We start from the raw sequence: 23,841 nt of genomic DNA, 5'->3' as shown, positions 1-23,841 counted from the left end.
CAGCACAGGTGGAACAAAAGTTCGCAGTTCAATACTGCCTGCCAGAACGAATAACGATATGAATTATCGTGCAAGTTGAGAGAAGAGTAGGAATGTTGCAATAGTATTCATCCATGTTCGCATGAAGATGTGATGATTGCAATATGCGATGACAAAGTCATTAAAGCTTGCTTACACTTCCGAGACGCAGCCGATGATGCATAAATTAACAAAGTGAATTTATGAAAGGAATCGTACTCGCTGGGGGTTCCGGCACCAGACTTTACCCTATTACAAAGGGTGTGAGCAAGCAATTGCTCCCAATCTACGATAAACCGATGGTGTATTATCCTATTAGTGTGCTGATGCTGGCGGGGATTAGGGACATTCTTATTATTTCAACTCCTTACGACCTTCCTGGCTTCAAGCGACTGCTGGGTGATGGCTCTGATTATGGAGTTCACTTCGAGTATGCAGAGCAGCCATCCCCTGATGGACTCGCTCAGGCCTTTATCATTGGTGAGAAGTTTATTGGTGATGACAGTGCTTGTTTGGTGCTTGGAGATAACATCTTCTATGGCGTAGGCTTCACCAAGTTGTTGCGTAATGCTGTGAACGATGCCGATAACAATGGCAAAGCTACTGTCTTTGGTTACTGGGTATCAGACCCTGAGCGTTATGGCGTTGCAGAGTTTGATAAGGAGGGTAATTGCCTCTCAATTGAAGAGAAACCCAAGGACCCCAAGAGTAACTATGCTGTAGTGGGCTTGTATTTCTATCCCAATAAGGTTGTTGATGTAGCTAAGCACATTAAGCCCTCTGCCCGTGGCGAATTGGAAATCACTACCGTGAATCAGGAGTTCTTGAAAGATGGAGAACTGAAAGTTCAGGTCTTTGGTCGTGGCTTCGCATGGTTAGACACTGGTACTCACGACAGTTTGGCAGAGGCTTCTACCTTCGTTGAAGTTATTGAAAAGAGGCAGGGGTTAAAGGTTGCCTGTTTGGAGGGTATAGCCTATCGTAATGGCTGGATTTCTGAAGAGCGTATGCGAGAAATCGCTAAACCTATGCTCAAAAATCAGTATGGTCAATACCTTTTGAAGGTTATTGACGAGATGAAAGAAAAAGTCAATTCACGAACACTAACACTAACACAGGATTAATAACGACCACGAGTCTAACGAATATTCGTGTCATTCGAGCAATTCGTGTTCTAAATATAAAAGAAAATGGAAGTAATAAAGACAGCTATAGCTGACGTTTTGATTATTGAGCCCAAAGTATTTGGCGATAAACGAGGTTATTTCTTTGAGAGCTTTTCACAACGAGAGTTTGATGAAAAGGTGGCTCCCATTTTGGGTCATAGCATTAATTTCGTACAAGATAACGAAAGCATGTCAACTTATGGCGTGATGAGAGGTCTACACTTTCAACGCCCTCCATTTACACAAAGTAAGCTAGTTCGTTGTGTGAAAGGTTCCGTATTGGATGTGGCAGTTGACATCCGAAAGGGTAGCTCTACATACGGCCAGCATGTGGCCGTAGAACTGACTGAGGATAACCACCGCCAGTTCTTTGTTCCCCGTGGTTTCGCTCATGGTTTTGCTGTTCTGAGTGATACAGCTGTGTTCCAGTACAAATGCGATGAGTTTTATCATCCTGAAGCTGATGGTGGCATTAGCATCATAGATGAGAGCCTAGGGATTGATTGGAAGATACCAACAGACCAAGCCAATCTAAGTGATAAAGATACCAAACATGCCTTGCTTAAAGATTTTGATTCTCCATTTGATATTAACGTAAACCTCTATTAAACTATGACAATACTTGTAACTGGAGCCAATGGCCAGCTTGGCAACGAGATGCAGATTGTCGCAAAACAAAGTAGTGATAAGTATATCTTTACAGATGTTTGCGATGGTTTTGAAAAGTTGGATATAAGCGACTTGGAGTCTATCCGCAAAGTCGTTAAGGAGAATGATGTAAAATGCATTGTCAATTGTGCTGCTTGGACAAATGTTGATGCTGCTGAGACTGCTGGTGACATTGTAGAAACATTGAATGCAATAGCTCCTGAGAATCTGGCTAAAGCCATGAAGGAAGTTGGTGGGCTTTTGGTTCACGTCTCTACAGATTATGTTTTTGGTGGAGATCCATATAACACGCCTTGCAAAGAAGACCAGAAAGGAACTCCTACAGGAGTTTATGGCATAACCAAACTGCATGGCGAACAAAAGATACAGGCAACGGGCTGTAATTATGTAATCTTGCGTACTGCATGGCTTTATAGCGAGTTTGGAAAAAACTTCGTAAAGACTATGTTGAACTTGACGGCAACTAAGCCACAATTGAAAGTAGTCTTTGATCAAGTAGGAACACCTACGTATGCTCTTGATTTGGCCAAAGCCATTTCAAAAATCATAGAGAACTATAAAACTGAAAAAGCTGATTCATACAGCAAAACTGGAATCTATCATTTTAGCAATGAAGGAGTATGTTCTTGGTTTGATTTCACTAAGATGATAGCAGAATACGCAGGTAACAATAATTGCGACATCCAGCCGTGTCATTCAGATGAGTTTCCTTCTCCAGTAAAACGTCCTGCATATTCTGTGCTAGATAAAACTAAAGTGAAAGAAACATTCGGAGTGGATGTACCATATTGGACAGATTCACTGAAGAAATGTCTTAATAATATGCAATAGGAATAAATTAAAGTCGAAGGTATTTGATGATTCATATTACAAATAAAGTAGATTGCTGCGGATGTAATGCCTGTGGTGATGTGTGCGCTCATAAGGCGATTACTTTCAAAACAGACAACGAAGGATTCTGGTATCCTGAAGTGGACAAAGAAAAGTGTGTTGATTGCGGACTATGTGAGAAAGTTTGCCCAATAATTAACAAAGATACCTTAAAGAAAAACGATTATCAGGAACCGATATGCTATGCGGCGGAACATAAGAATATTGAGGTAATATTTGATAGTACCTCTGGTGGATTGTTCTCTGCTTTAGCTGAGATAATGTATCGCTCAAAAGGATATGTGGGTGGTGCTGTCTATAATGATGATTTTACTGTTCGTCAGTATGTTTCCAATGATAAAGAAGACTTACCCAAATTAAGAAGCTCAAAATACTTGCAAAGTAATTTGGAAGGATTCTATAAACAAGTTAAACAACTTGTGATAGCGGGTGAGCAGGTTCTTGTATGTGGAACACCTTGCCAGATGGCCGCTTTAAGGGCGTTTTTGCGAAAGGATTATGACAATCTTATTATTGCGGACTTTATTTGCCGTGGCATTAATTCGCCCAAGGTGTGGCTGAAGTATATAGCTTCTTTTGAGGAACGCTATGGATCGCCAGTTGTATATTCCAAAGCTAAATCAAAAGAGTATGGTTGGCGTAATCTGACACAAAAAGTTATACTTGCTGATGGTCGCCATATTTATGAAACAAAAGACCAAAATGATTACACCAAAGGATATTTAGGAACGAACGCATATTGCCGTCCATCTTGCTATGACTGTAAATTCAAGGGCTTCCCTCGAATGGCAGATATATCACTGGCAGACTTTTGGGGTATAGAGAAGGTTGATAAGTCAATGGATAAAAACCTTGGTACATCGTTAGTAATGGTTAATTCTAAGAAGGGCGAGGCTTTCTTTGAGAAAGCGAAAGCACGTGCTAAGGCTATTCAGGTTCCTTTTGAAACAATACTTCCTGGCAATTTTGCTTTAACACAATCATTACCCCCGTCAAAGGTTAATAGAGAAGAATTTTTTGCTGATCTTGACAAGATGACTTTCACAGAATTGGCAAAAAAATACATTAAGGAAACTCCTATAACAAGAAAACAGAAAATAAAGCAGTTTGTTAGAACTTGCATTAGGTTGGTAAAAATGCCGTTTGGTGACATTTCGCTGTGTAAGACATTAAAGTATAACACGTTAAGACAAATCTTTAACGAAAAATACTTTGCTCCTTATAAGAATTCTGTCATCCAGATTGATAAACAGGCAAATCTCAATATAAACGGTTTGTTTTCTTTTGGTTATAAGCGAATAAAGGGTTCAAAGTTAGAATCTCGCTTACTGGTAGAAAAGGGAGCAACATTGGAGGTTAATGGTAGGTGTAATGTATATTACGGGGCTGATATTGAGGTTTTCAATAATGCTAAACTTGTTATACAAGGGGGTGGCGGTCCCAATATAAACTTCACCTGTATTTGTGGTGAATACATAGAAATAGGTAAGAACGTTCAGATTGGACGTGGTGTGACTATTAGGGATAATAATGGTAATCATTATATTAATCGTACAGGTTATAAGAATACACGTCCTGTCATTATCGGTGATAAGGCATGGCTTTGTGAAGGCTGTACCATTATGCCTGGTGTAAAAATAGGTGAGGGTGCCATTGTTGGAGCGCATGCGTTTGTGACGCAGAATGTGCCTGCACATTCTATTGTATCTGGTAATCCTGCACAGGTTGTTGACACCGATGTTTTATGGAAATATTAATTTTAAACGTTTATAATTATGGAATTGAAAGATTTTATTGAGAAATTCAGAGAACAGTTTGATGAGACAGAACCCGAGGAAATTAACGCTGATACCTACTTCAAGGAACTGGATGAATGGGGTTCACTCAAAGGACTTCTAGTTATGGCTATGGTGTCTGACGAGTATGGAAAGCAGATTAAGGCTGAAGATATTCGTAAGGCAGATACAGTGGAAGATTTATTCAACATTGTTAATGCTTTGTAATGTATAATCCTTTTACATTAGAAAACAAAACCATCCTTGTCACAGGAGCTTCCTCTGGTATAGGCAAGGCCACAGCCATAGGGTGCTCCAAATTAGGAGCAAATGTGGTTGTAACGGGTCGAAATGAGGAACGTTTGAACCAGACATTGTCTGAACTTGAAGGGAATGGGCATTTGGCAATTGTTGCAGACCTTACTTCAGACGATGGAGTAAATGAACTAGTTGAGCAGTGTCCAAGAATCGATGGTCTCGTGAACAATGCGGGTGCGACAGTGACTGTACCTGTGCAATTCATTAGCCGCGAAAATTTGGAAGGCCTGCTGCAGGTGAATACTATTGCTCCCATCCTGCTTTTTCAGCGTTTGATGAAGGCAAAAAAGCTTGGCAAAGGGGCTTCGGTAGTATTCACTGCCTCGATTTCAGGGCTGTGCTGTGCTGTGCTGGGCAATAGTCTTTACAGTACATCAAAGGCGGCTATTGGCGGCTTTGTGAAGAACGCAGCCCTTGAACTGGCAGGGAAGAATATCCGTGTGAATGCTGTGTGTCCCGGAATGATAGATACGCACATTCTTGATGCTGGTGTTGTTGGTGCTGATGACTTGGAACGCGAGCGTCAGAAGTACCCGATGAAACGCTTTGGAAAGCCCGAAGAGGTGGCATGGTCTATCATTTATTTATTGAGCGATGCTTCAAGTTTCACAACAGGTTCTACTCTTGTGATGGACGGAGGTTTTACTTTACTATAAGAAAGAATGCATACAATAATAAACAATGTGCAGATTAAGGCTGTCAATGCCTGGCTGCCGGAAGAAGTGCTGGAAATGAAACAGCTTTCTTCACTGTATGGAGAGGCAGAGGTTGCTAGTATCATGAAGACTACTGGTGTTGAGCGAGTACGTATAGCACCTAAAAATATGACCTCTTCTGATATGTGCCTGAAATCAGCAGAACATTTGTTTGAACAGGAAGGTTTTGATAAGGCAGAGATTGACGGCCTGGTATTTGTTTCACAGACAACAGACTGGTTGCTTCCTGCTACGTCTATATCCTTACAACATCGTTTAGGACTCTCTCAGGAATTGGTTTGTATGGATGTTCACTATGGCTGTTCAGGTTATATTTATGGCTTGTTCCAAGCTGCTACATGGATTGCTTCAGGTGCTTGTAAGAATGTGCTTGTACTAGCAGGTGATACTACTTCACAAATGATTAATTCAAACGACAAGTCGTTGAAGATGGTGTTTGGCGATTGCGGTACCGCAACGATTGTCAGCGAGGGTAATACCAGTATGGGCTTTCGCATTAATAGTGACGGAAGTGGTGCTGACAGACTGATAGTTCCGGCAGGTGGATTCAGATTGCCTATTAGCGAAGAGACATCAGTGTTGGAATGGGATGAAGATAAAAACGGCCGTACAAAAAACGACCTGTTTATGGATGGCATGGCAATTTTCAACTTTGCAATCACCAAGGTAAAGAAACAAGTTAAGGCTTTGATGGAAGATATGGGTTGGATCAAGGATGATGTAGGCTTCTACGGTCTGCATCAAGCCAATGAGTTCATGGTGAACTATGTTCGCAAAAGCCTGAAAGCAGATGAAACTCTGACTCCCATTAATGTTAGGAACTATGGCAATACAGGTCCTGCTACATTACCCTTACTGTTATCTGATGTATGCTCTGGTGAGCATACCTATGATTTGAGTAAGACGATTATGTGCGGTTTTGGTGTAGGCCTTTCATGGGGAAGCGTTGCTACAGATTTGACCAATACACATTTTTATTCACCTGTAAATAAATGATTTAAGATATGGAAGAAAAAGTATTATCTATTATTAATGAGATACGTGCAGCCAAGGAAATGGCTCCTGTAGAAACTATTAATGCAGATACTAAACTGCGCGAAGATTTGAATCTAACTTCTTTTGATTTGGCTGAGTTGACAGTCAAAATAGAGGACGAGTTTGATATTGACATCTTTGAGGATGGTTTGGTATCAACCATAGGAGAAATCTACGCTAAGCTTTCCAAGTAATGGTATTTTTATACGACTCCGAAACATACACTTATGATGACCTTCTTAAGGCCATCAGTGGTAGCGGCATATACTATCCTCTTTACCGGACCAAGGAATTGTTCCCGTACTTTGCCAATCTTGTGAAGGCTTTGGCAGCAGGAATGCCTTTGACACTTGTTGATTCAGATATCAACGCTTCTGAGATTGATGGTGTGAATGAGAGTGATATTAATATTGAACGCTCTTTTACACCTAAATACTATCAGAATATGGATGAGGTTGTAGCTGCTTTGCAACAATCTAAATCTCAGATTACCATCTTTACTTCTGGCACAACAGGACAGCCTAAAAAAGTAGTGCATAGTGTAGCCACACTGACACGTGCTGTTAGATTAGGAGAGAAGTATTCTGGCCAAACATGGGCATATGCTTACAATCCTACCCATATGGCTGGTCTTCAGGTGTTCTTCCAGGCATTTGAGAACCTGAATACATTAGTGAATGTGTTTGGAAAAACTCGTGAAGTGGTATATCAGCAGATTGCAGACAAGCAAATAACGCATATCTCTGCTACACCTACTTTTTATCGCTTGCTCCTTCCGTTTGAGAAGAGTTATGACAGTGTAATTCGCGTTACGTTAGGTGGCGAAAAGTCTGACCAACATCTTTATGATGCAATCCGCCAGATCTTCCCTAATGCAAAGATTAACAATGTTTATGCTTCTACTGAAGCAGGTTCATTGTTCGCCGCAAAGGGTGATTGCTTCCAGATTCCCGAGACTATTCGTGATAAGTTCAAAGTGGTAGATGATGAATTGCTGATTCACAAGTCGCTGCTAGGCTCTTCAGAAAGTTTCAAGTTTACGGATGATTTCTATCATTCCGGAGACTTGATTGAGTGGGTTGACAAGGAGAGCGGCTTGTTTCGCTTCAAGAGCCGTAAGAACGAGCTGATTAACGTGGGAGGCTATAAGGTTAATCCAGGTGAGGTAGAGGAAGCTATTATGGCTATGGAAGGTGTGCGACAGGCATTGGTGTATGGTAAGGCGAACTCCATTCTTGGCAATGTACTTTGTGCAGACGTGCAGTTGGAAGAAGGTTTTACGTTGACTGAACTTGATATTAAGAAACAGTTGGCATCAAAGCTACAGGACTTTAAGATTCCTCGCAGAATCAGGTTTGTGGAGGAGATGTCATTAACTAGAACAGGTAAATTAAAGAGAACATGAACATTTTAGTAACAGGCTGCTCCCGTGGTGTAGGATTGGAGATCTGTAGTGTACTGCTTCGTGAAGGCCATATGGTTTATGGCGTTGCCCGCAGTTATACAGACGAGTTCAAGGCCTTGGAGCAGCAATACAGCGGCAGGCTCTTTTTCAAGAGCATTGACCTTTCTGATTCAGAGGGCGTTAGAAAGAGCGTGTTCAAGGAGTTTATTACGAACGACATTGTGTTGCACGGCTATGTGAATAATGCAGCTGTAGCATATGATGATATTGTGACCAACTTAAACTTGGATAGGCTGAAGGCTATGTATGAGGTGAATGTATTCACACCAATGATGATTACGAAGTATGCTATCCGCAATATGCTCCTGCATAAGACAAAAGGTAGTATCATTCACATTTCATCCATCAGTGTACACACCGGATATAAAGGGCTTGCAATGTATGCATCCAGCAAGGGAGCTTTGGAAGCTTTCTCCAAGGATACTGCTCGAGAGTGGGGTGTGATGGGCATCCGCAGCAATGTTGTCGTTCCTGGTTTTATGGCTACAGCAATGAGTTCTTCGCTTACAGAGGAACAGCGTGATAAAATATATGCTCGTACATCTTTAAAGGCTGCAACAAGCATTAATTCTGTTGCAGAGACTGTTGCCTTTCTTCTTTCTGATAAGGCATGCAGTATAACAGGACAAAACATTCATGTTGATAACGGAACGATATGATTACGTTAGGCGAACTCTCCAATAGAAGTATTCCTTTAATAGGTTTTGGACCAGGTATTGCTGGATATAGTTCCAAGATGCAGAAGAAGCATGCAGGAATATGGCGTTACTACTATGGTATTATCAACAGAATAAAAATACGCGTTGTTCGGAAGAATTATATTGATGCTGTAACCCATGCACTGAATATAGGTTACCGTTTGATAGACTATTCTTCAGCCTATGGTGATGGAACATTGCTTCAGTTAGCAATTCAAAGGAGTGGAGTTAAACGTGAAGATTTGTTTATTACCACGCGTGTAAGCAACTGGGCTCAACGAGAAGGTAAGGTCCGAGAGGAGTTTATGAAGTTCCTTAAGAATATGAATCTTGAATATGTGGACTTATTGCAGTTTCATTGGCCAGTGACCGACTTATATCTAGACGCATGGCGTGAGATGGAAAAGTTATATGAAGAAGGATATGTGAAGCACCTAGGTGTGGCCAACTGTCATCAACATCATCTAGAAGAAATATTCAAGATTTGCAAGCATCGTCCTGAGGTCGGTCAGTTTGAGATACATCCACTGTTTACGCAGAAGCCCTTGATCCAATATTACAAGGATAATGATATTGTTGTGGAGGCATATACCCCTATTGCTCGTTATGATGATAGGCTTGTGCGATTGCCTTTATTAAAGAAACTAGAGAAGAAGTACAATAAGACGTTTGTTCAGATTATTCTTCGTTGGCATATTCAGAATGGGGTGATTCCTCTTGTGCGTTCAATGAGCAAAGAGCACCTGTTGGAGAATTTCTCGATATTTGATTTTGAGTTGACCCAGGAAGATATGGCTGCTATAGATGCTATCAACATCAATAGCAGGTTACGATATGATCCAGACAACTGTGATTTTTCTATACTTTAAATGAAAATATTGGAAATGCAGCAACGCCCTAATCATATAGATTATGCTAAGGTTTTTATGATATACCTTGTAGTACTTGGTCACTATACTTATGCAATCGGATTGGATTTTAAACCACAACCAGTTTGGAATCTAATGAAGATAATAACACTATTTCATATGCCATTCTTTTTTGTTGTCAGTGGTTTTTTTGTTCAAAACTATTTCTGTAAAAGAGACAATTAAAAAAGGGTGGGGCCAGTTGATTAAGCCATATATACTTATGTGTATGCTTAGTTGTATCATTATGTTGACTATTGACCTATTGAATGCCGAATTCAATATTAAGCATTGCATTTTTCTTGGTATTGGAGTCATTCCTGGAAATGATAGTTTGTATAGTGTAGCTAACTGGAGTAGTTCTCTTTGGTTTTGTTATGCCTTGTTCATTATAAAATTAATGCTTTCATCCATACAGCAAGTTAGAAATAAGAAAGTTGCTGGGGGGGGCTTTTACTGATTATCTTCACAATTGTTGTGTTATACGAAGGAAATTTTTTACCATTTAGACTTGACTCTTCACTTGTTGGTATGTTTTTTTCAGTATAGGATATATTACGAAAGATTATATAATGAGGTTGTTTCATACACAATTTCTTATAAGAGTAACATGTCTAACTTTAACGTTGTTGTTACTCATTCTTTCTGGTTATTTTAATTTAGACTTTGAAATAAGACAGGGCTTAAGCATTAATGTTTGCAGTTTTGGGGAATTACCGTTACTATTCCTTATAAGTGGATTAAGTGGAACCATATCTATTCTAATATTATCATCTTTTGTTGCAATCAATAATGAAAAGACCAAAAGCATTGTGTTGCAAATTAGCAATGGAACTATAGTTGTTCTTGGATTTCATTGGGTTATATATAAGTTGATTTTTAGTTGGTGGCTGACATCCTATAGCATTTATGCGGCAGTAGGTGTAGCACTTGTTGATTTGTTGGTTTTTTATTACATTATACTCTTGGCAAACAAATATTGCCCAGCACTTCTTGGTAATCGTAAACTAAACAACAATGGCTACAGATAATAAGACCATAGCCAAGAATACCATGGCCCTTTATTTCAGAATGGGTATCACTATGCTGGTGGGCCTATTCACGTCGCGTGTCATCTTGCAGGTGCTTGGTGTCACGGATATGGGCATCAATGCCACAGTCGGTGGTGTAGTGGCTTTTGCTGGTTTTTTGAACGCAGCTCTTTCCAATGGTACTTCACGCTTTCTGACAGTAGCTCTTGGTAAAGGTGATAGGGAAGAAATGAAAGCTACATTCTCTACATGCTTTTGGGTGCACTTTGGACTGGCATTAATATTAGTGCTTTTAGTTGAAACAGTTGGACTTTGGTTCCTCTATAATAAACTGATTATTCCTGCAGATCGTATGGATGCTGCAGTATGGGTATTCCATTTGTCTGTGATATCTATGGTTGTGACAATGACCCAGGTGCCCTATGGGGCATGTCTTATTGCCCATGAGCGAATGGATATGTATGCCTATACCAGTTTGGTTGATGTCTTTCTCAAATTGGTTATTGTATATGCACTGACTTTATTTGATGTGGACAAGTTGAAACTGTACTCTACGTTGTTCTTTTGTACTAGTATGGGTATGCTCTTGTTTTATCGATGGTTTTGTGCCACTCGCTTTGAAGAATGTCGGGTTGACTTTAAGTTTGACAAAAAAAAATTCAAGCCTATTCTCGTGTTCTCAGGTTGGCAACTCTTTGCAAATATAGCTATTTCACTTAATAGTAATGGTATTTTGATGCTTCTTAATATGTTTTTTGCACCAGCAGTAGTTGCAGCACGAACCATATCGTTACAGGTTAACACTTATGCTACTCAGTTTATGACTAACTTCCGAACTGCTGCTAATCCTCAGATAATAAAGAAGTATGCGGCAGGGGATTATGATGGAAGTAAACACTTGTTGTTGGAATCGACCAAGTATTGCTATTACATGATGCTCATGTTATCTCTTCCCATATACTTGTTGTCTTATCAGTTGCTGTATGTATGGTTAGGTCAAGTGCCGGAGTATTGTGACATTTTCCTTAAATTGGTTGTCATTCAATCTTTGTTTCAAGTTTTTGATATAGGTCTTTATACGGCTATTTATGCTAATGGAAATATCAAATGGAATGCTTTAACCTCCCCAACAATAGGTTTTATCGCTTTCCCAGTCGTATATGTTCTGTTTAAGTTTGGAGCATCCCCCATAGCCTTGTCATGGGTCTTTATTGTGGTTTCCGCCATTTTAGGATGCATTCAAAAACCATTTATGCTTATAAAAATCTGTGGATATAGGCTTGAAGATTTTATTCCTCTGTATTGGAATTGCTTGAAAGTTACTATTCTATCTTCGATAATTCCAGTTGCTTTTGACTATTGGATAAGGACTCAGACTGATAATCAATATGCGATTTTCTTATCCGTAGCCGTTATTTCTGTGCTCTCGGTATGTGCCAGTTCTTGGTCCTTTGGTATTGATGCTTCTGTGAGAGAAAAAGTTTTGCAAATTGTAAAGACAAAATTAAGGAAATGAAAATAGCATTGTTAAATTTAAAATATGATAATAACTATGGGGGGAATCTTCAGCGGTATGCACTGATGAAGGTTCTTCAGGACATGGGACACGATGTAACCCACTTAAATCTTAGGTTTAATTATCATCGTCCATGGTATAAGTTGCTTCTTTCACTATTAAAAATAATAGTTAAGAAGTATTTCCTTGGTAAGGATGTGATAATTCCCCAATGGCAGCAAGCACAACATACATACGAAGATTTATGTTCTATCACAGAGCCTTTCTATAAGAAATATGTTAAACATACGGAGCAGATTACCGATTTGCGCAAACTTAGCGAGTTTAATGAATTTGATGCATACGTTGTGGGTAGTGATCAGGTGTGGAGGAAAAGAATAGCAGGCGGCTATATCAAGACAATGTTTCTTGACTTCCTGCCAGAGAACACAAAGTCTAAAAGAATAGCATATGGAGTGTCGTTAGGTGTTGCAGAAAATGAACTTTGTAATGAAGAGATAAAACAACTGTCAGACTTGTACCAACGTTTTGATGCTGTGTCTGTGCGTGAAGATTCTGCCTTAGACATGTTTAAGCAGTATGGATGGAACAAACCTCAGGCCATTCAGGTTCTGGATCCAACATTGCTTCTGTGTAAGGAAGACTATATGAAGCTGATAGAAAACGGAAAAACTACGCAATCTGATGGTAATCTGTTTTGCTATATTTTAGACAAGACTCACGAGAAGTGTACTCTAATTAGCGAGAAAGCAGAAGTACTACACTTGAAGCCATTTGAAGTTGGTTTGAACAAACCTGTAAGTATTGAGCAATGGCTCCGCTCTTTTTCAGATTCAGAGTATGTAATTACTGATTCTTATCATGGATTGGTGTTTTCTATTATATTCAATAAACCATTCTTTTTGATAAGAAATGAGTTTAGGGGAAATGCCAGGTTTGATAGTGTTATACGTATGTTTGGTATACAAGATGACTGTAGTGACAATTTGAATTGGAATTTAGTTAATAAGATTATAGCGGATAATAGGAAGAAATCGTTCAGATTCTTGGCTAATGCCCTAAATATTCAAGATAATTAGTCAAATGTTGTGCTGCATTATAAAAACAATTAAAACAATTCTTTAAAAATTCGTCGTGAATATGAAAAATAATATTTTAATCATATTAAAAAGACCACCTTTCCCACTTTCAAGTGGTGGAGATCAAGCCATGTTTAATGGTTTAGAAGCAATTTCAGATGTTGCAAATGTATATTTAACGTATTATGACCCCGCTGGATATCTTGATGAAAGGAGAAAGGGACTTGAAAATAAACTGCCCCAAATAACGGTAATTCCATATAAAAATAAGGAGAAAAAAAATATATTTAAGAGGATAGTCGGAAAATTCCTACGTATAGTGGGAAACAAAAGCGTAGATGATATGGTTTTTAAACCATTGTATACATGTGAGAGCTTTCCACTTGGATATCACAAACATATTAATCGCATTGTAGAAGATTATAATATTAACATAGTTCAAGTAGAGATGATATGGCTAGCATCTTTAGTAACTAGCTTACCTGGTCATGTGAAGAAAGTTTTTGTTCATCATGAATTGGGATTTGTGCGTCATCAGTTGGAATTATCAAGCTACGGCGAAAATCTATATCGTAAATGTGCTGTTGAAGTAAATAAAATTATTGAAATTGGCTTATTAAATTTGTATGATGCAATCATAACTCTTTCGTCCATAGATTCTCAAAAATTAAGAGACAATGGAGTGATAAAACCTATCTATGATTCATTTGCAGTTGTACAAAAAGCAGACAAGACACACTCAAGAGAGTACAATGCTCATAAGCTAGTTTTTGTTGGTCCTCAGAGTTCTTCCCCAAATGTTTTAGCATTGGAATTTTTCTTGGATAATTGTTGGCTAGATTTATTAAAAATGGATGATGAGTATAATTTTAATGTAATTGGTAATTGGAGTCAAGAAAAAATAACAAAAATCACAAAAAGTTATAGGAACGTGAACTTCCTTGGGTTTGTCAATAAACTATCTGATGCTATATCTGATTCTATCATGATAGTTCCTATTACTGTAGGTAGTGGTATCAGAATGAAAATATTGGAGGCTGCTCAAATAGGGGTACCTGTTGTTACAACAACAGTGGGTGTTGAAGGTATTCCATTTAGGGATAAAAAGGAATGCCTTATTAGCGATACACCTCAAGGCTTTGTCAACGCGATTCTTGAGTTAAAAGATAACCAATTGCGAGAAACTATTGTAAATAATGCTAAAGTTGGTGTGGAAAAGAACTATTCTATGGACGCATTAAAAGAAAATAGAAAAAGTATCTATAAGCAGATTTGTAAATAAATGAAAGTTAGATGGACCGTGACCAGACGCTTGACATACTGAAAGGTTTTGGAATAATACTGATTTATGACCTTACACATTCCTAATGTTCAAACTAGAGTTGCTGTTGAAAAACATCTCTTCTCGAAATGGATTGGTGGATGATAGACAGTCACCCTGTCATCCCCCCAAAAAAGGTGATAATTAGTACTTGATGGAGTATTCTATAATCTCAATAATTCTTTCAATAGTATTGGCTGAGATAGTGGAGCGAAATCCATCACCCATATTAAATTTAAATCTAAAGATAAAATGAAGATACTTGTAATTATAGTAACCTACAACGCTATGCAATGGGCAGAGCGTTGTTTCGACAGTCTGCGGAGATCTACGGCGAAACCCGATATGTTCGTGGTAGATAATGGTTCAACTGATGGAACACAGGCATACATACAGGAACATTACCCAGAAGTGATGTTCCAGCAGAGTGAATTGAATCTAGGCTTTGGAAAGGCCAATAATCTTGGCTTACAATATGCTTTGGACAATGATTATGACTATGTCTATCTTTTGAATCAAGATGCTTGGGTAATGCCAGACACTTTTGAAAAACTAATTGCGATAAGCCGGAAACATCCGGAATATGGTATTCTAAGTCCTTTCCAGATGGAAGCCAATATGAAGCATATAGATATCAATTTCATTAGAAATACATGTTGCTGGGCTTCATCTCCAGAATTGTTGGATGATATTTATTTGCAAAAAAATAAGGAAATCATTCAGGTTTCAAAGGTAATGGCTGCTCATTGGTTTATGACACGAGATTGTCTTAATATAGTAGGGGGGTTCTCTCCAACGTTTGCTCATTATGGCGAGGATGATAATTACCTCCAACGAGTGAATTTCTGGGGGTTAAAAGTTGGAGTTACTCCTGATATGAAAGTTGTTCATGATCGAGAAAACCGCCAGATGACAGTAAAACAAATTATCTTTAGATTCTATATTTATACTTTAACATTGCTTAGCGAAAAAAAAATCTCTTTAAAGGATTTTATAGTTCAGTCGTTAAAGGCATTGTTAATGATTCTAAGATTTAAATCTCTCCGACCGCTTTGGGATATGATGCGTATATTGGTACAAATGCCTGCTATCTTCCGCAATCGGCGGATTAGCTTCAAGGTGAAGCGAGCTTTCCTTGAGGGTTGAGATAATAATAAAAAAATGGAAATTAGATGAAGGGATTATTTTTAGCGACACAACCAATCCTTAGTCAAGGGAGTGGTATATCAGAGAAGATACGCTCGCAGGTAGAGAGTCTTAAAAAAGCAGGGCTTGATATGAGGTTTTGCTATCAGCGAGTAGAGAATGGTATATTCAATTATTATATTGATAACACTATATTATATTCATTAGGGAGTGGGATAAAAGCTCATTTGGGGTTGTATCATAATTATAGACCTATTTTGGAGTATGTGAAAAAAGAAAAGATAGAGTTTGTATACATAAGATATATTCAGATTGCAAATCCTTTCTATAACAAATTCCTACATGATGTTAAAAACGCAGGTGCTGTAGTTTACCTTGAAATACCAACATACCCTTATGACGGAGAATACACTGTAGGGGTGATGAAAAAGATTCAGAAGAAGATAGAAAAGGTCTATAGGCAACGGTTTTATAAGTATGTTGATCGTATAGTGACATTTGTAGAAAAGGATACCATCTTCGACATTCCTACGGTAAGGATATCTAACGGAGTGAATATGGATAAAATACCAGAGAGAAAGGTTAAGGAACACAAGGGAATCAATCTGGTAGGTGTTGCTATGTTAAGCAAGTGGCATGGGTATGATAGGTTGATAGAAGGTATTCATGACTATTACAAGAATGGTGGTACTGTTGACGTCCAATTTTTTATTGTGGGCGATGGTGGTACGGTGTTAAGTGATTACCAAGAGAGGATTGAAAGATATGAATTGAGCAGCCATGTTCACTTTGAAGGTGTAAAGTCTGGTAGTGAACTTGATGATTATTTTGATAATGCTGATATGGCTATTGGCTGCCTAGCTTGCCATAGGAAAAATGTGAAGAGTGTTAAGTCTCTGAAAAATGTGGAATATGCAGCTCGAGGTATAGTGTTCTGTTATTCGGAAGAGAATAGTGACTTCGACAATGCCTCATACGTTTTAAAAATACCTGCAGATGAGACTCCGATAGATGTGCCAAAACTGATAGATTTTATCACTAATAATAAAGAAACACCTTGCGAAATTCGCAAGACTGTAGTAAATAGCTTATCTTGGGATGCGCAGATGAAGGTCGTTGAAGAATCTATACATTAGTTGAGATGACAATTATAGTTGTTTTTATCATTGTAACCATTCTTTTCTTGTCGAAGAAGAGGTGGGCTTTGCATTTGGGGATACTCATTCTTGCATTGTTATTTGCATCGAGGACAGACCTTATTCCTGACGCACAGGCTTATAGGTTTTATTATGAGCAGTATGAAATTCCAAATCTTGAAAAAGGTTATTTGAGCTTTTCTAAGTTTTTTTCTAAAAATCTGCAATTTTCATTTGGAGCTTTCCTTTTTATCCTCTCGTTTACATTGCTTGAATTATGGTTGTGGACTACCAAAAGGCTCTCGAACCTAAAGGACGTGGGTATACAATTTGCCTTGATGCTTTCATATTTCGGCTTTTATTATTATGGTATAGTATTGAGGTCTTCTATTGCTATTTCCATAGTTTATGCTTTCTTTCCGATATTACTGCATTCTACAAAGTTATATAAATATCTAGTATTTGTTTTTGGAGTTCTATTTGCAATACAGTTCCATCAGACTGCTATAATTTACTTGCTCGTCCCTATTTTCTTGTTTAAGATCAATGACAAATACCTATACATGGTTAATGTGGTATCACTAGCACTACTTCTATCGTCAGAAGTGATACCGATACAGACTTATATGGAAAGTGCTATAGATCAGCTTGGCTATTATCGATTTAATACATATTTATCAAAGGATTTGGAAACGGAGAGGGCAAATCTCATAGCATTTTTGTTTGTTGCAATATCTTTCGTTGCGGTATTCTATAAGGATAAAATAAATTATTACAGTAAAGAGGAAGTGACTAGATATAGTTTTATAACGAACATGACAGTATTTGGAACATTATTAAATAGTCTCGTTTGGCAGATACCAGCAATGTCCAGACTATCCTCTCAATGGCTTTTTTTTGAAGGATATATTTTATATATGATCTTATTTAGAAACAAATCAAAGGCGGTGTATAATTATAGGTATCCCATAAGTATAGCTATCTGTTTTATACAGTTCTTTGCCTTATTGCATTATTATCCTCTAATAATGAATTACTAATATTACCATGTTTATGAATAAAAAGATACTATTTATAACTCCCCAATTCTATGGCTACTGGTCTTTAATCAAGAAAGGCATAGAAAGAGAGAATTGTAATGTTGACGTTATACTCTATCCTTCTTCATGGCTTTATAAAGTGTTCTCAATGGTGGGCATTTTTGAAGCTTTGAAAGAAGAGTATGTAAATTTATATTTTGCACGTAAGTTAAAAAGGCTTGGAGATGCTTATGATATTGTATTCATAATAAAGCCATCTTCTATACCAGAAGATTATATGAATGCGATTAAGGTAAGATATGGTAAAGCGAAATTTGTGGCATATTATTGGGATGACGTTAAATTTGATCTCAAATCGAAAGAAATTGCCAGTTTGTTTGATAAAGTCTTATCATATTCATTGGAGGATTGTAAGCAATATGGTTATATATATCGCCCTATGTTCTACAATGATATGATAGATTATCAAATAAAGGATAAACCAATTGATTTATATTACGTTGGAAGTTACAAAAAATCTCGCTTTCAATTTTTAGTTAAACTAAAAGAAAAAATAGATAAAAAAGATATAAATTGCAGATTTATTCTAAGATGTGGATGGTTTTTACGTTTGTCAATCCCTAAACATTTTATGTATTGGTCGTTGTTCAGAAATAAGAATGTTCCTTATGAGGAGATGATGAAAACTCTTTGTTTGTCAAAGTGTAGCATAGAGATACCGCATCCTGGGCAGAATGGTCTAACGACTAGACCTATAGAATCCTTGGCTACACATACAAAAATTATTACCACGAACGAAAGAATAGTTACTGATCCGATTTATAAACCATCAAATTGTTGGGTGATTGATATAGATAATCCTTCTATTGATATTGAGTGGTTGCGCATTCCTTTTCAGGAATTGGATGGAGATAATATGCATTTTTATTCTCTTAAGCAATTCGTAATTGATATTCTTAAATAATTAGGTGTTTGTGAACATGCTTCGTTTTATTTGCTTGTTTTTTTACCGATTCCTTCTTAAACAACTCCCTTCGTCTGAGAATGGCGCTGCTATCTTTCTTTTAATTAGAAAGATACGTACTTGTATCGGAGGACAATTATTGGACTATTGCGGAAAAGGATGCAATATAGAAAAAGGCGCCGATTTTGGTACGGGAAAAGGTATAAAACTAGGGGACAATTCAGGTTTAGGTATTAATTGTAAAGTAAGAGGACCGCTAACTATTGGATCTAATGTAATGATGGGACCTGATGTACTTATATTAACACACACACACAAGTATGACAGAACAGATATTCCGATGCAGTTACAAGGAGGAGAAGTGAAAGGCGTAAGTATAGGCAATGATGTCTGGATTGGCACGAAATCTATTATCATGGGGGGGTGTAGAATAGGTAACGGTGTGATAATTGGGGCTGCTGCTGTTGTTACTAAGGACGTACCTGATTATGCTGTGGTTGCAGGTGTACCAGCTAAAGTTATTAGATATAGAAAATGAGCATATCCATTTGTGTTTTAGGGGCATTTAGCTTTCGTTCCCCATCTTTTGATGGTCAAACTATAAAAACCCGAAATCTATTATCTCTTTTACAGGAGAAGAAGAAAGACGTAGATTACTTCGATACACAAGATTTTAAGTATAATAGATTTTCAATTGCTAAGATGTTTTGGAAAATAATGAGGTGTAAGAAACTTTATTATTTACCCGCCCAGAACAATTTAGCATATTTGTTTCCCATTATCTATTGGGTGTGTAAGCTATTTCGTGTTCAGATACATTATTTTGTAGTTGGAGGATGGTTGGCGGAGTTCCTCAAAGACAAACCGCGCCATCGCCTAAAGCTAGCAAAGATAGCCGGTATACATTGTGAAACAGTATTTTTAAAAGGGGCGTTACAATCGGAATATGGGTTAAAAAATGTGGATGTTTTCCCTAATTTCAGAATTACGGACTTCAAGCCAACTGCTTATCATGAAGATGATAAATTGCACCTTGTATTCATGGCAAGGGTAATTAAAATGAAAGGTCTGGATTTGATTTTTGAGTTAGGGAGAAGAATTAATGAGGCATCGTTACAAAATTCTATCTCAATAGATTTTTATGGCCCCCAACAAAATGATGATAATGATATAGAGTATTTCGACACTAACGTAAAGAAGTTTCCTTTCATGAGATATCATGGCCCACTGAAGCCGGAAGAGATCTATGGCGTTTTGGAGAAATTTGACGTCATGTTACTCCCCACCCATTTCTTTACGGAGGGATTACCGGGGTCGGTAGTGGATGCTTATATTTCCGGAATACCGGTTATTGTCACAAAGTGGAAACACGCTACTGAGTTTGTAGAAGATGGTAAAACTGGTGTCATTATTCCATTTGAAGATGATGGTACGGCTTTGTTTGAAGCCGTGATGGTGTTCTTTAATGAAAATGATTTGTTGAATCGTATGAAACAACAAGCAAATAAGAAAGCATACGACTTCTCAACTGAAAAAGCATGGAACTTAATACAAAGTTATAATTAGTTTTATATATGTTAACTGTTATCTGTCCTATATATAACGAGGAAAAATACATAGCACAATTCCTCGATTCACTCCTAGAGCAGGATTATCCAAAGGATGACTTGGAGATTCTGCTAGTAGATGGTATGAGTAAAGACAAAACTAGAGATGTAGTGGCGAACTATACTGCACAATACCCCTTTATACGTCTGATTGATAATCCTGATAAGATTGTGCCTTATGCTATGAATAGGGGCATAGAGGGAGCAAAAGGTGATGTTATCATCCGTCTGGATGCACATGCCTCGTACCAGCCGGATTACTTTTCTGTGCTGGTTAATGGGTTGAAACGACTTCATGCAGACAATGTGGGTACTGTTTGTAAGACAGACGTCCTGAATAAAACACCCAAGACGCTCGCTATACGCGAGGTGTTGGGAAATAAGTTCGGTGTAGGAAACTCTACATTCCGAACAGGAATTGACCATGAACAGGAGGCAGAAACTGTGCCTTTCGGATGTTGGCCTAAAGAGGTCTTTGACAAGTATGGGAAATATGACGTAAGATTAGTACGCAATCAGGATATTGAACTGAATAAACGTATCCTCCGTGGTGGTGGTAAGATCTATATTCTTCCAGATACCTATTGCACCTATCTTGCTCGCGAAACATGGAAGGCATTGGCAAAGAATAACTATGGTAACGGTAAGTGGAACATTCTGACGGTTTATTATACCAAGATGGTCTCGTCGTTGTCTATAAGGCATTTTATACCCCTGTTGTTCTTGCTGTCTTTGATTGTACCATTACTATTAGGATTGGTATGGTGGCCATTCGCTTTGGTGTCTGCTGCATCTTTGTTGGCATACACAGGACTGCTATCTGCAGTTAGTTTGAAGTTGGCTATCACCAAGAAACTGAATTTTTTCTATCTGCTTATCACGTTCTTTGTGTTGCATCTTTCATACGGATGGGGAAGCCTGATGGGAATTGTAAAGTTGCTCTTTTTAAGAGGTTAAATGATAATGTCAAAAGGAACAAGCGTCTTTTTCTCTTTGCTTAATGCAGGACTGTGGGACGTAAACTCGGATATGCGGGTAGACGGAACCACGGAATGGAATTATATATATCGTTTGGCGCAAGATCAGTCGGTTCAGGGGCTTTTACTACAAGGCATTGAAAAACTAAAAGCAAAGGGCATAGAGCTAAGTGTGCCCCAGGTTCTGTTACTACAGTGGATTGGTGAGGTGCAGATGATTGAGCAGCGGAATAAGGCAATGAATGCTTTTGTTGTTGAGCTGATTGAGAAGTTGCGGAAAAATGATGCAGATGCGTTACTCGTGAAAGGGCAAGGGGTTGCGCAGTGTTATGAGAAGCCGCTATGGAGATGCTCCGGTGATGTTGACCTGTTCTTGAGCGATAGCAATTATGAGATCGCGAAGAGAGTTTTGGTGCCATTGGCTTCTGAGGTAGAAACGGAGTATGTAGGTTCTAAGCATTTGGGAATGACCATCGATGGATGGGGGGTGGAGTTACATGGGCATTTGTATAGTGGATTGTCATCCAGAGTAGAAAGAGAATTGGATTCGTTGCTATATGAAACTTTCTATAGTGGACAGGTACGTTTTTGGATGAACGGGCAGACGCAGATATTCCTTCTAAAAGCAGAGAATGATGCATTCTATGTATTTACGCATATACTTCAGCATTTCTACAAAGAGGGCGTGGGCTTGCGGCAGATTTGTGACTGGTGCAGGTTATTGTGGACTTATAAGGATTCATTGAACAGTGAGTTGCTCGAGAAACGAATTAGACGAGCAGGTCTGATGTCGGAGTGGAAGGCTTTCGGGGCTCTGGCGATAGAATACCTTGGATTTCCGAAGGATGCTATGCCGCTCCTCGATGTAAGAAGTAAGAAGGAAGATGTAAGATGGAGGAAGAAGGCGGATAGGATAATGGAGTTTATACTGAAGTCTGGCAATATGGGGCACAATCGAGATATGAGTCATTTCAGCAAGTATCCTTATCTCATAAGAAAGTGTGTCTCCATGGGTAGGCGAATCGGTGACTTGATAAATCACGCAAGGATATTCCCGCTGGACTCATTAAGGTTCTTCCCAAGGATTATGTGGAATGGAATGAGGAGTGCAGTGAGAGGCGAAGGGTGACTTGCGATGGAAGATGTCAGATAGATGAAGTAAGATGAAGATAATCGACCAATCATTATTGAATAAGGTGTCTTCTGAGGCGAAGGAATCACCTCGGTTGCGGATGAATTACAACTTCCATCAATCACTGGATGATAAGTGCCATCGGTTCCTCAATGCTGTGGAGCCAGGAACTAACAGATGGCAGGGGGACAGGTCATTGACATCAGATAGATAAAGGGTACAAGTTTAATGTTATCAAAATCACAAATACAAATATATGCCAAGGCAGTCGCGTAAAGTCTCTGGAACAGGTATCCACCATGTGATGATGCGAGGGATAAATCATCAGAATATTTTTGAAGATCCAGAGGACGAACGAGGAACGGGGGGACGGGTACCTGTTCTACGAGAACGAGAAATTTGAGTCTTCAATAATCTATATTAGGTAATGCCAAGACAGGCTAGGGAATCATCAGGAACAGGGATTTATCACGTGATGATGCGTGGTATAAATCACCAGAATATTTTTGAGGATCAAGAGGACTATTACCAGTTTCTCAAGACCTTGGACATGATGGCTCTGTCGTATGAGCCTGATGGTACCCCCTCTGGAAGGAACTATATCCTTTATGCTTACTGTCTGATGACGAATCATATCCATCTGCTTATTCGTGAACGTGAGGATACAATAGGTATGGCAATCAAAAGAATAGCTTCCTCTTATGTGTACTATTATAACCATAAGTATTCAAGAGACGGGCATCTCTTCCGTGAGCGGTTTAAGAGTGAACCTGTGAATGATATTGCTTATTTTGTAACGCTTCTCAGGTATATACACCAAAACCCTGTGCTATGAGTTCAGTAGTTGGGATGAGTACATTGATAAGAATAGTACGTTGTTCCCTTTATGTGACACTCGCACTGTTTTGAACCGAATACCCTTTGAGGAGTTGAATGAACTTGTAAATGAGCCTTTGTCTGATGATATTGTTTGCCTTGATATAGAGGATGCTTCGAAAGGACGTCCTTCGGATGATCAGGTTATGATGCTGATCAAAGAAAAGACTGGCGCAACGAATAGCAGCGCATTTCAACAATTGCCTGCAGATATAAAGAAGTCTGTATTAATAGAATTGAAGGGTAAAAGGGCTTCTCTGCGTCAATTGGAGAGATTGACAGGAATCAGTAAAACCATGATTTATCGCATGTGATGAAACAGGAACCCGTCCCGGTGGTTCTTGAAACTCTATCCGG

General features: G+C 38.5%; 25 protein-coding genes and 1 pseudogene. All 26 read left to right on the top strand.

Features of this window, described 5'->3' with window-relative positions:
- The first annotated feature begins 221 nt into the window (after positions 1 to 221).
- The 26 genes and pseudogenes from rfbA (at position 222) to T496_RS14160 (ending at position 23,798) form a co-directional block, all read left to right on the top strand.
- Positions 222 to 1,142 (top strand): glucose-1-phosphate thymidylyltransferase RfbA, encoded by a 921-nt coding sequence (gene rfbA / locus T496_RS0112070; protein WP_027450985.1) that lies wholly within the window; start codon positions 222 to 224, stop codon positions 1,140 to 1,142.
- Positions 1,143 to 1,208: 66 nt separating this feature from the next.
- Positions 1,209 to 1,793 (top strand): dTDP-4-dehydrorhamnose 3,5-epimerase, encoded by a 585-nt coding sequence (gene rfbC, locus T496_RS0112065; protein ID WP_027450984.1) that lies wholly within the window; start codon positions 1,209 to 1,211, stop codon positions 1,791 to 1,793.
- Positions 1,794 to 1,796: 3 nt separating this feature from the next.
- On the top strand, positions 1,797 to 2,684 hold the full coding sequence (gene rfbD / locus T496_RS0112060; RefSeq protein WP_027450983.1) for a dTDP-4-dehydrorhamnose reductase: 888 nt from the start codon (positions 1,797 to 1,799) through the stop codon (positions 2,682 to 2,684).
- Positions 2,685 to 2,710: 26 nt separating this feature from the next.
- Entirely contained in the window at positions 2,711 to 4,501 is a 1,791-nt protein-coding gene (locus T496_RS0112055) for a Coenzyme F420 hydrogenase/dehydrogenase, beta subunit C-terminal domain (RefSeq protein WP_027450982.1), read from the top strand.
- 18 nt (positions 4,502 to 4,519) lie between these two features.
- Positions 4,520 to 4,747 carry an acyl carrier protein gene (locus T496_RS0112050; RefSeq protein WP_027450981.1) on the top strand — a complete coding sequence of 76 codons (228 nt, stop codon included), beginning with the start codon at positions 4,520 to 4,522 and terminating at the stop codon, positions 4,745 to 4,747.
- The gene (locus T496_RS0112045) at positions 4,747 to 5,493 is read left to right on the top strand and encodes an SDR family NAD(P)-dependent oxidoreductase (RefSeq protein ID WP_027450980.1); all 747 of its coding nucleotides are present in this window, start codon (positions 4,747 to 4,749) and stop codon (positions 5,491 to 5,493) included. The genes T496_RS0112050 and T496_RS0112045 overlap by 1 nt, the downstream gene beginning before the upstream one ends.
- 6 nt (positions 5,494 to 5,499) lie before the next feature.
- Positions 5,500 to 6,549: a 3-oxoacyl-ACP synthase III family protein gene (locus tag T496_RS0112040; RefSeq protein WP_027450979.1), complete on the top strand. Its 1,050-nt coding sequence runs from the start codon at positions 5,500 to 5,502 to the stop codon at positions 6,547 to 6,549.
- An 8-nt stretch (positions 6,550 to 6,557) separates the two neighbouring features.
- Positions 6,558 to 6,782, top strand: coding sequence for an acyl carrier protein (locus T496_RS0112035; protein ID WP_027450978.1), 225 nt, complete (start codon positions 6,558 to 6,560; stop codon positions 6,780 to 6,782).
- Positions 6,782 to 7,993, top strand: coding sequence for an ANL family adenylate-forming protein (locus T496_RS0112030; RefSeq protein WP_027450977.1), 1,212 nt, complete (start codon positions 6,782 to 6,784; stop codon positions 7,991 to 7,993). The genes T496_RS0112035 and T496_RS0112030 overlap by 1 nt, the downstream gene beginning before the upstream one ends.
- Positions 7,990 to 8,712 carry an SDR family oxidoreductase gene (locus T496_RS0112025; RefSeq protein WP_027450976.1) on the top strand — a complete coding sequence of 241 codons (723 nt, stop codon included), beginning with the start codon at positions 7,990 to 7,992 and terminating at the stop codon, positions 8,710 to 8,712. Before T496_RS0112030 ends, T496_RS0112025 begins: the two co-directional genes overlap by 4 nt.
- Entirely contained in the window at positions 8,709 to 9,620 is a 912-nt protein-coding gene (locus T496_RS0112020) for an aldo/keto reductase (RefSeq protein WP_027450975.1), read from the top strand. The genes T496_RS0112025 and T496_RS0112020 overlap by 4 nt, the downstream gene beginning before the upstream one ends.
- Positions 9,621 to 9,845 carry an acyltransferase family protein gene (locus T496_RS15410; RefSeq protein ID WP_027450974.1) on the top strand — a complete coding sequence of 75 codons (225 nt, stop codon included), beginning with the start codon at positions 9,621 to 9,623 and terminating at the stop codon, positions 9,843 to 9,845.
- An 831-nt stretch (positions 9,846 to 10,676) separates the two neighbouring features.
- Entirely contained in the window at positions 10,677 to 12,206 is a 1,530-nt protein-coding gene (locus tag T496_RS0112005) for a lipopolysaccharide biosynthesis protein (protein ID WP_027450972.1), read from the top strand.
- Positions 12,203 to 13,285, top strand: a complete 1,083-nt coding sequence (locus tag T496_RS0112000; RefSeq protein WP_027450971.1) for a polysaccharide pyruvyl transferase family protein — start codon at positions 12,203 to 12,205, stop codon at positions 13,283 to 13,285. Before T496_RS0112005 ends, T496_RS0112000 begins: the two co-directional genes overlap by 4 nt.
- Before the next feature lie 61 nt (positions 13,286 to 13,346).
- Positions 13,347 to 14,567, top strand: a complete 1,221-nt coding sequence (locus T496_RS0111995) for a glycosyltransferase (RefSeq protein WP_052342226.1) — start codon at positions 13,347 to 13,349, stop codon at positions 14,565 to 14,567.
- Between the two features lie 291 nt (positions 14,568 to 14,858).
- The gene (locus T496_RS0111990) at positions 14,859 to 15,752 is read left to right on the top strand and encodes a glycosyltransferase family 2 protein (RefSeq protein WP_027450969.1); all 894 of its coding nucleotides are present in this window, start codon (positions 14,859 to 14,861) and stop codon (positions 15,750 to 15,752) included.
- Positions 15,753 to 15,778: 26 nt separating this feature from the next.
- Complete coding sequence (locus tag T496_RS0111985) at positions 15,779 to 16,888, top strand: glycosyltransferase (protein ID WP_027450968.1); 1,110 nt, start codon at positions 15,779 to 15,781, stop codon at positions 16,886 to 16,888.
- A gap of 5 nt (positions 16,889 to 16,893) precedes the next feature.
- Complete coding sequence (locus T496_RS15405; protein WP_027450967.1) at positions 16,894 to 17,928, top strand: EpsG family protein; 1,035 nt, start codon at positions 16,894 to 16,896, stop codon at positions 17,926 to 17,928.
- Positions 17,929 to 17,941: 13 nt separating this feature from the next.
- Positions 17,942 to 18,892: a hypothetical protein gene (locus T496_RS0111975; protein WP_155808893.1), complete on the top strand. Its 951-nt coding sequence runs from the start codon at positions 17,942 to 17,944 to the stop codon at positions 18,890 to 18,892.
- 16 nt (positions 18,893 to 18,908) lie between these two features.
- On the top strand, positions 18,909 to 19,430 hold the full coding sequence (locus tag T496_RS0111970) for an acyltransferase (protein ID WP_027450965.1): 522 nt from the start codon (positions 18,909 to 18,911) through the stop codon (positions 19,428 to 19,430).
- Positions 19,427 to 20,458, top strand: a complete 1,032-nt coding sequence (locus T496_RS0111965) for a glycosyltransferase family 4 protein (protein WP_027450964.1) — start codon at positions 19,427 to 19,429, stop codon at positions 20,456 to 20,458. Before T496_RS0111970 ends, T496_RS0111965 begins: the two co-directional genes overlap by 4 nt.
- 8 nt (positions 20,459 to 20,466) lie before the next feature.
- Positions 20,467 to 21,456, top strand: coding sequence for a glycosyltransferase family 2 protein (locus tag T496_RS0111960; protein WP_027450963.1), 990 nt, complete (start codon positions 20,467 to 20,469; stop codon positions 21,454 to 21,456).
- A 6-nt stretch (positions 21,457 to 21,462) separates the two neighbouring features.
- Positions 21,463 to 22,605: a nucleotidyltransferase domain-containing protein gene (locus T496_RS0111955; RefSeq protein ID WP_197018964.1), complete on the top strand. Its 1,143-nt coding sequence runs from the start codon at positions 21,463 to 21,465 to the stop codon at positions 22,603 to 22,605.
- 34 nt (positions 22,606 to 22,639) lie between these two features.
- Positions 22,640 to 22,780 (top strand): annotated as a pseudogene (locus T496_RS14775) (WbuC family cupin fold metalloprotein); the annotation flags it as partial.
- Positions 22,781 to 23,035: 255 nt separating this feature from the next.
- Positions 23,036 to 23,443, top strand: coding sequence for a transposase (locus tag T496_RS15400; protein WP_052342225.1), 408 nt, complete (start codon positions 23,036 to 23,038; stop codon positions 23,441 to 23,443).
- A 94-nt stretch (positions 23,444 to 23,537) separates the two neighbouring features.
- Complete coding sequence (locus T496_RS14160; protein WP_044111254.1) at positions 23,538 to 23,798, top strand: hypothetical protein; 261 nt, start codon at positions 23,538 to 23,540, stop codon at positions 23,796 to 23,798.
- Positions 23,799 to 23,841 lie beyond the last annotated feature (43 nt).

It is taken from the genome of Xylanibacter brevis P6B11 (assembly GCF_000621825.1).
Classification (GTDB): Bacteria; Bacteroidota; Bacteroidia; order Bacteroidales; family Bacteroidaceae; genus Prevotella; species Prevotella brevis.
Note: the sequence above shows the minus strand (reverse complement) of the source record. Positions and strands in the feature narration are given on the sequence as shown.

Bases quoted from the DNA above. Each gene is read 5' to 3' on its own strand.
- T496_RS0112045 (WP_027450980.1), top strand. From the start codon at position 4,747: ATGTATAATCCTTTTACATTAGAAAACAAAACCATCCTTGTCACAGGA.
- T496_RS0112040 (WP_027450979.1), top strand. From the start codon at position 5,500: ATGCATACAATAATAAACAATGTGCAGATTAAGGCTGTCAATGCCTGG.
- T496_RS0112055 (WP_027450982.1), top strand. From the start codon at position 2,711: ATGATTCATATTACAAATAAAGTAGATTGCTGCGGATGTAATGCCTGT.
- T496_RS0111965 (WP_027450964.1), top strand. From the start codon at position 19,427: ATGAGCATATCCATTTGTGTTTTAGGGGCATTTAGCTTTCGTTCCCCA.
- T496_RS15400 (WP_052342225.1), top strand. From the start codon at position 23,036: ATGCCAAGACAGGCTAGGGAATCATCAGGAACAGGGATTTATCACGTG.
- T496_RS15405 (WP_027450967.1), top strand. From the start codon at position 16,894: ATGACAATTATAGTTGTTTTTATCATTGTAACCATTCTTTTCTTGTCG.
- T496_RS0112000 (WP_027450971.1), top strand. From the start codon at position 12,203: ATGAAAATAGCATTGTTAAATTTAAAATATGATAATAACTATGGGGGG.
- T496_RS0111955 (WP_197018964.1), top strand. From the start codon at position 21,463: ATGTCAAAAGGAACAAGCGTCTTTTTCTCTTTGCTTAATGCAGGACTG.
- rfbA (WP_027450985.1), top strand. From the start codon at position 222: ATGAAAGGAATCGTACTCGCTGGGGGTTCCGGCACCAGACTTTACCCT.
- T496_RS0112020 (WP_027450975.1), top strand. From the start codon at position 8,709: ATGATTACGTTAGGCGAACTCTCCAATAGAAGTATTCCTTTAATAGGT.
- T496_RS0112025 (WP_027450976.1), top strand. From the start codon at position 7,990: ATGAACATTTTAGTAACAGGCTGCTCCCGTGGTGTAGGATTGGAGATC.
- rfbD (WP_027450983.1), top strand. From the start codon at position 1,797: ATGACAATACTTGTAACTGGAGCCAATGGCCAGCTTGGCAACGAGATG.
- T496_RS0111990 (WP_027450969.1), top strand. From the start codon at position 14,859: ATGAAGATACTTGTAATTATAGTAACCTACAACGCTATGCAATGGGCA.
- T496_RS0112035 (WP_027450978.1), top strand. From the start codon at position 6,558: ATGGAAGAAAAAGTATTATCTATTATTAATGAGATACGTGCAGCCAAG.
- T496_RS0112050 (WP_027450981.1), top strand. From the start codon at position 4,520: ATGGAATTGAAAGATTTTATTGAGAAATTCAGAGAACAGTTTGATGAG.
- T496_RS0111995 (WP_052342226.1), top strand. From the start codon at position 13,347: ATGAAAAATAATATTTTAATCATATTAAAAAGACCACCTTTCCCACTT.
- T496_RS0111970 (WP_027450965.1), top strand. From the start codon at position 18,909: ATGCTTCGTTTTATTTGCTTGTTTTTTTACCGATTCCTTCTTAAACAA.
- rfbC (WP_027450984.1), top strand. From the start codon at position 1,209: ATGGAAGTAATAAAGACAGCTATAGCTGACGTTTTGATTATTGAGCCC.
- T496_RS0112030 (WP_027450977.1), top strand. From the start codon at position 6,782: ATGGTATTTTTATACGACTCCGAAACATACACTTATGATGACCTTCTT.
- T496_RS0111985 (WP_027450968.1), top strand. From the start codon at position 15,779: ATGAAGGGATTATTTTTAGCGACACAACCAATCCTTAGTCAAGGGAGT.
- T496_RS0111975 (WP_155808893.1), top strand. From the start codon at position 17,942: ATGAATAAAAAGATACTATTTATAACTCCCCAATTCTATGGCTACTGG.
- T496_RS15410 (WP_027450974.1), top strand. From the start codon at position 9,621: ATGAAAATATTGGAAATGCAGCAACGCCCTAATCATATAGATTATGCT.
- T496_RS0111960 (WP_027450963.1), top strand. From the start codon at position 20,467: ATGTTAACTGTTATCTGTCCTATATATAACGAGGAAAAATACATAGCA.
- T496_RS0112005 (WP_027450972.1), top strand. From the start codon at position 10,677: ATGGCTACAGATAATAAGACCATAGCCAAGAATACCATGGCCCTTTAT.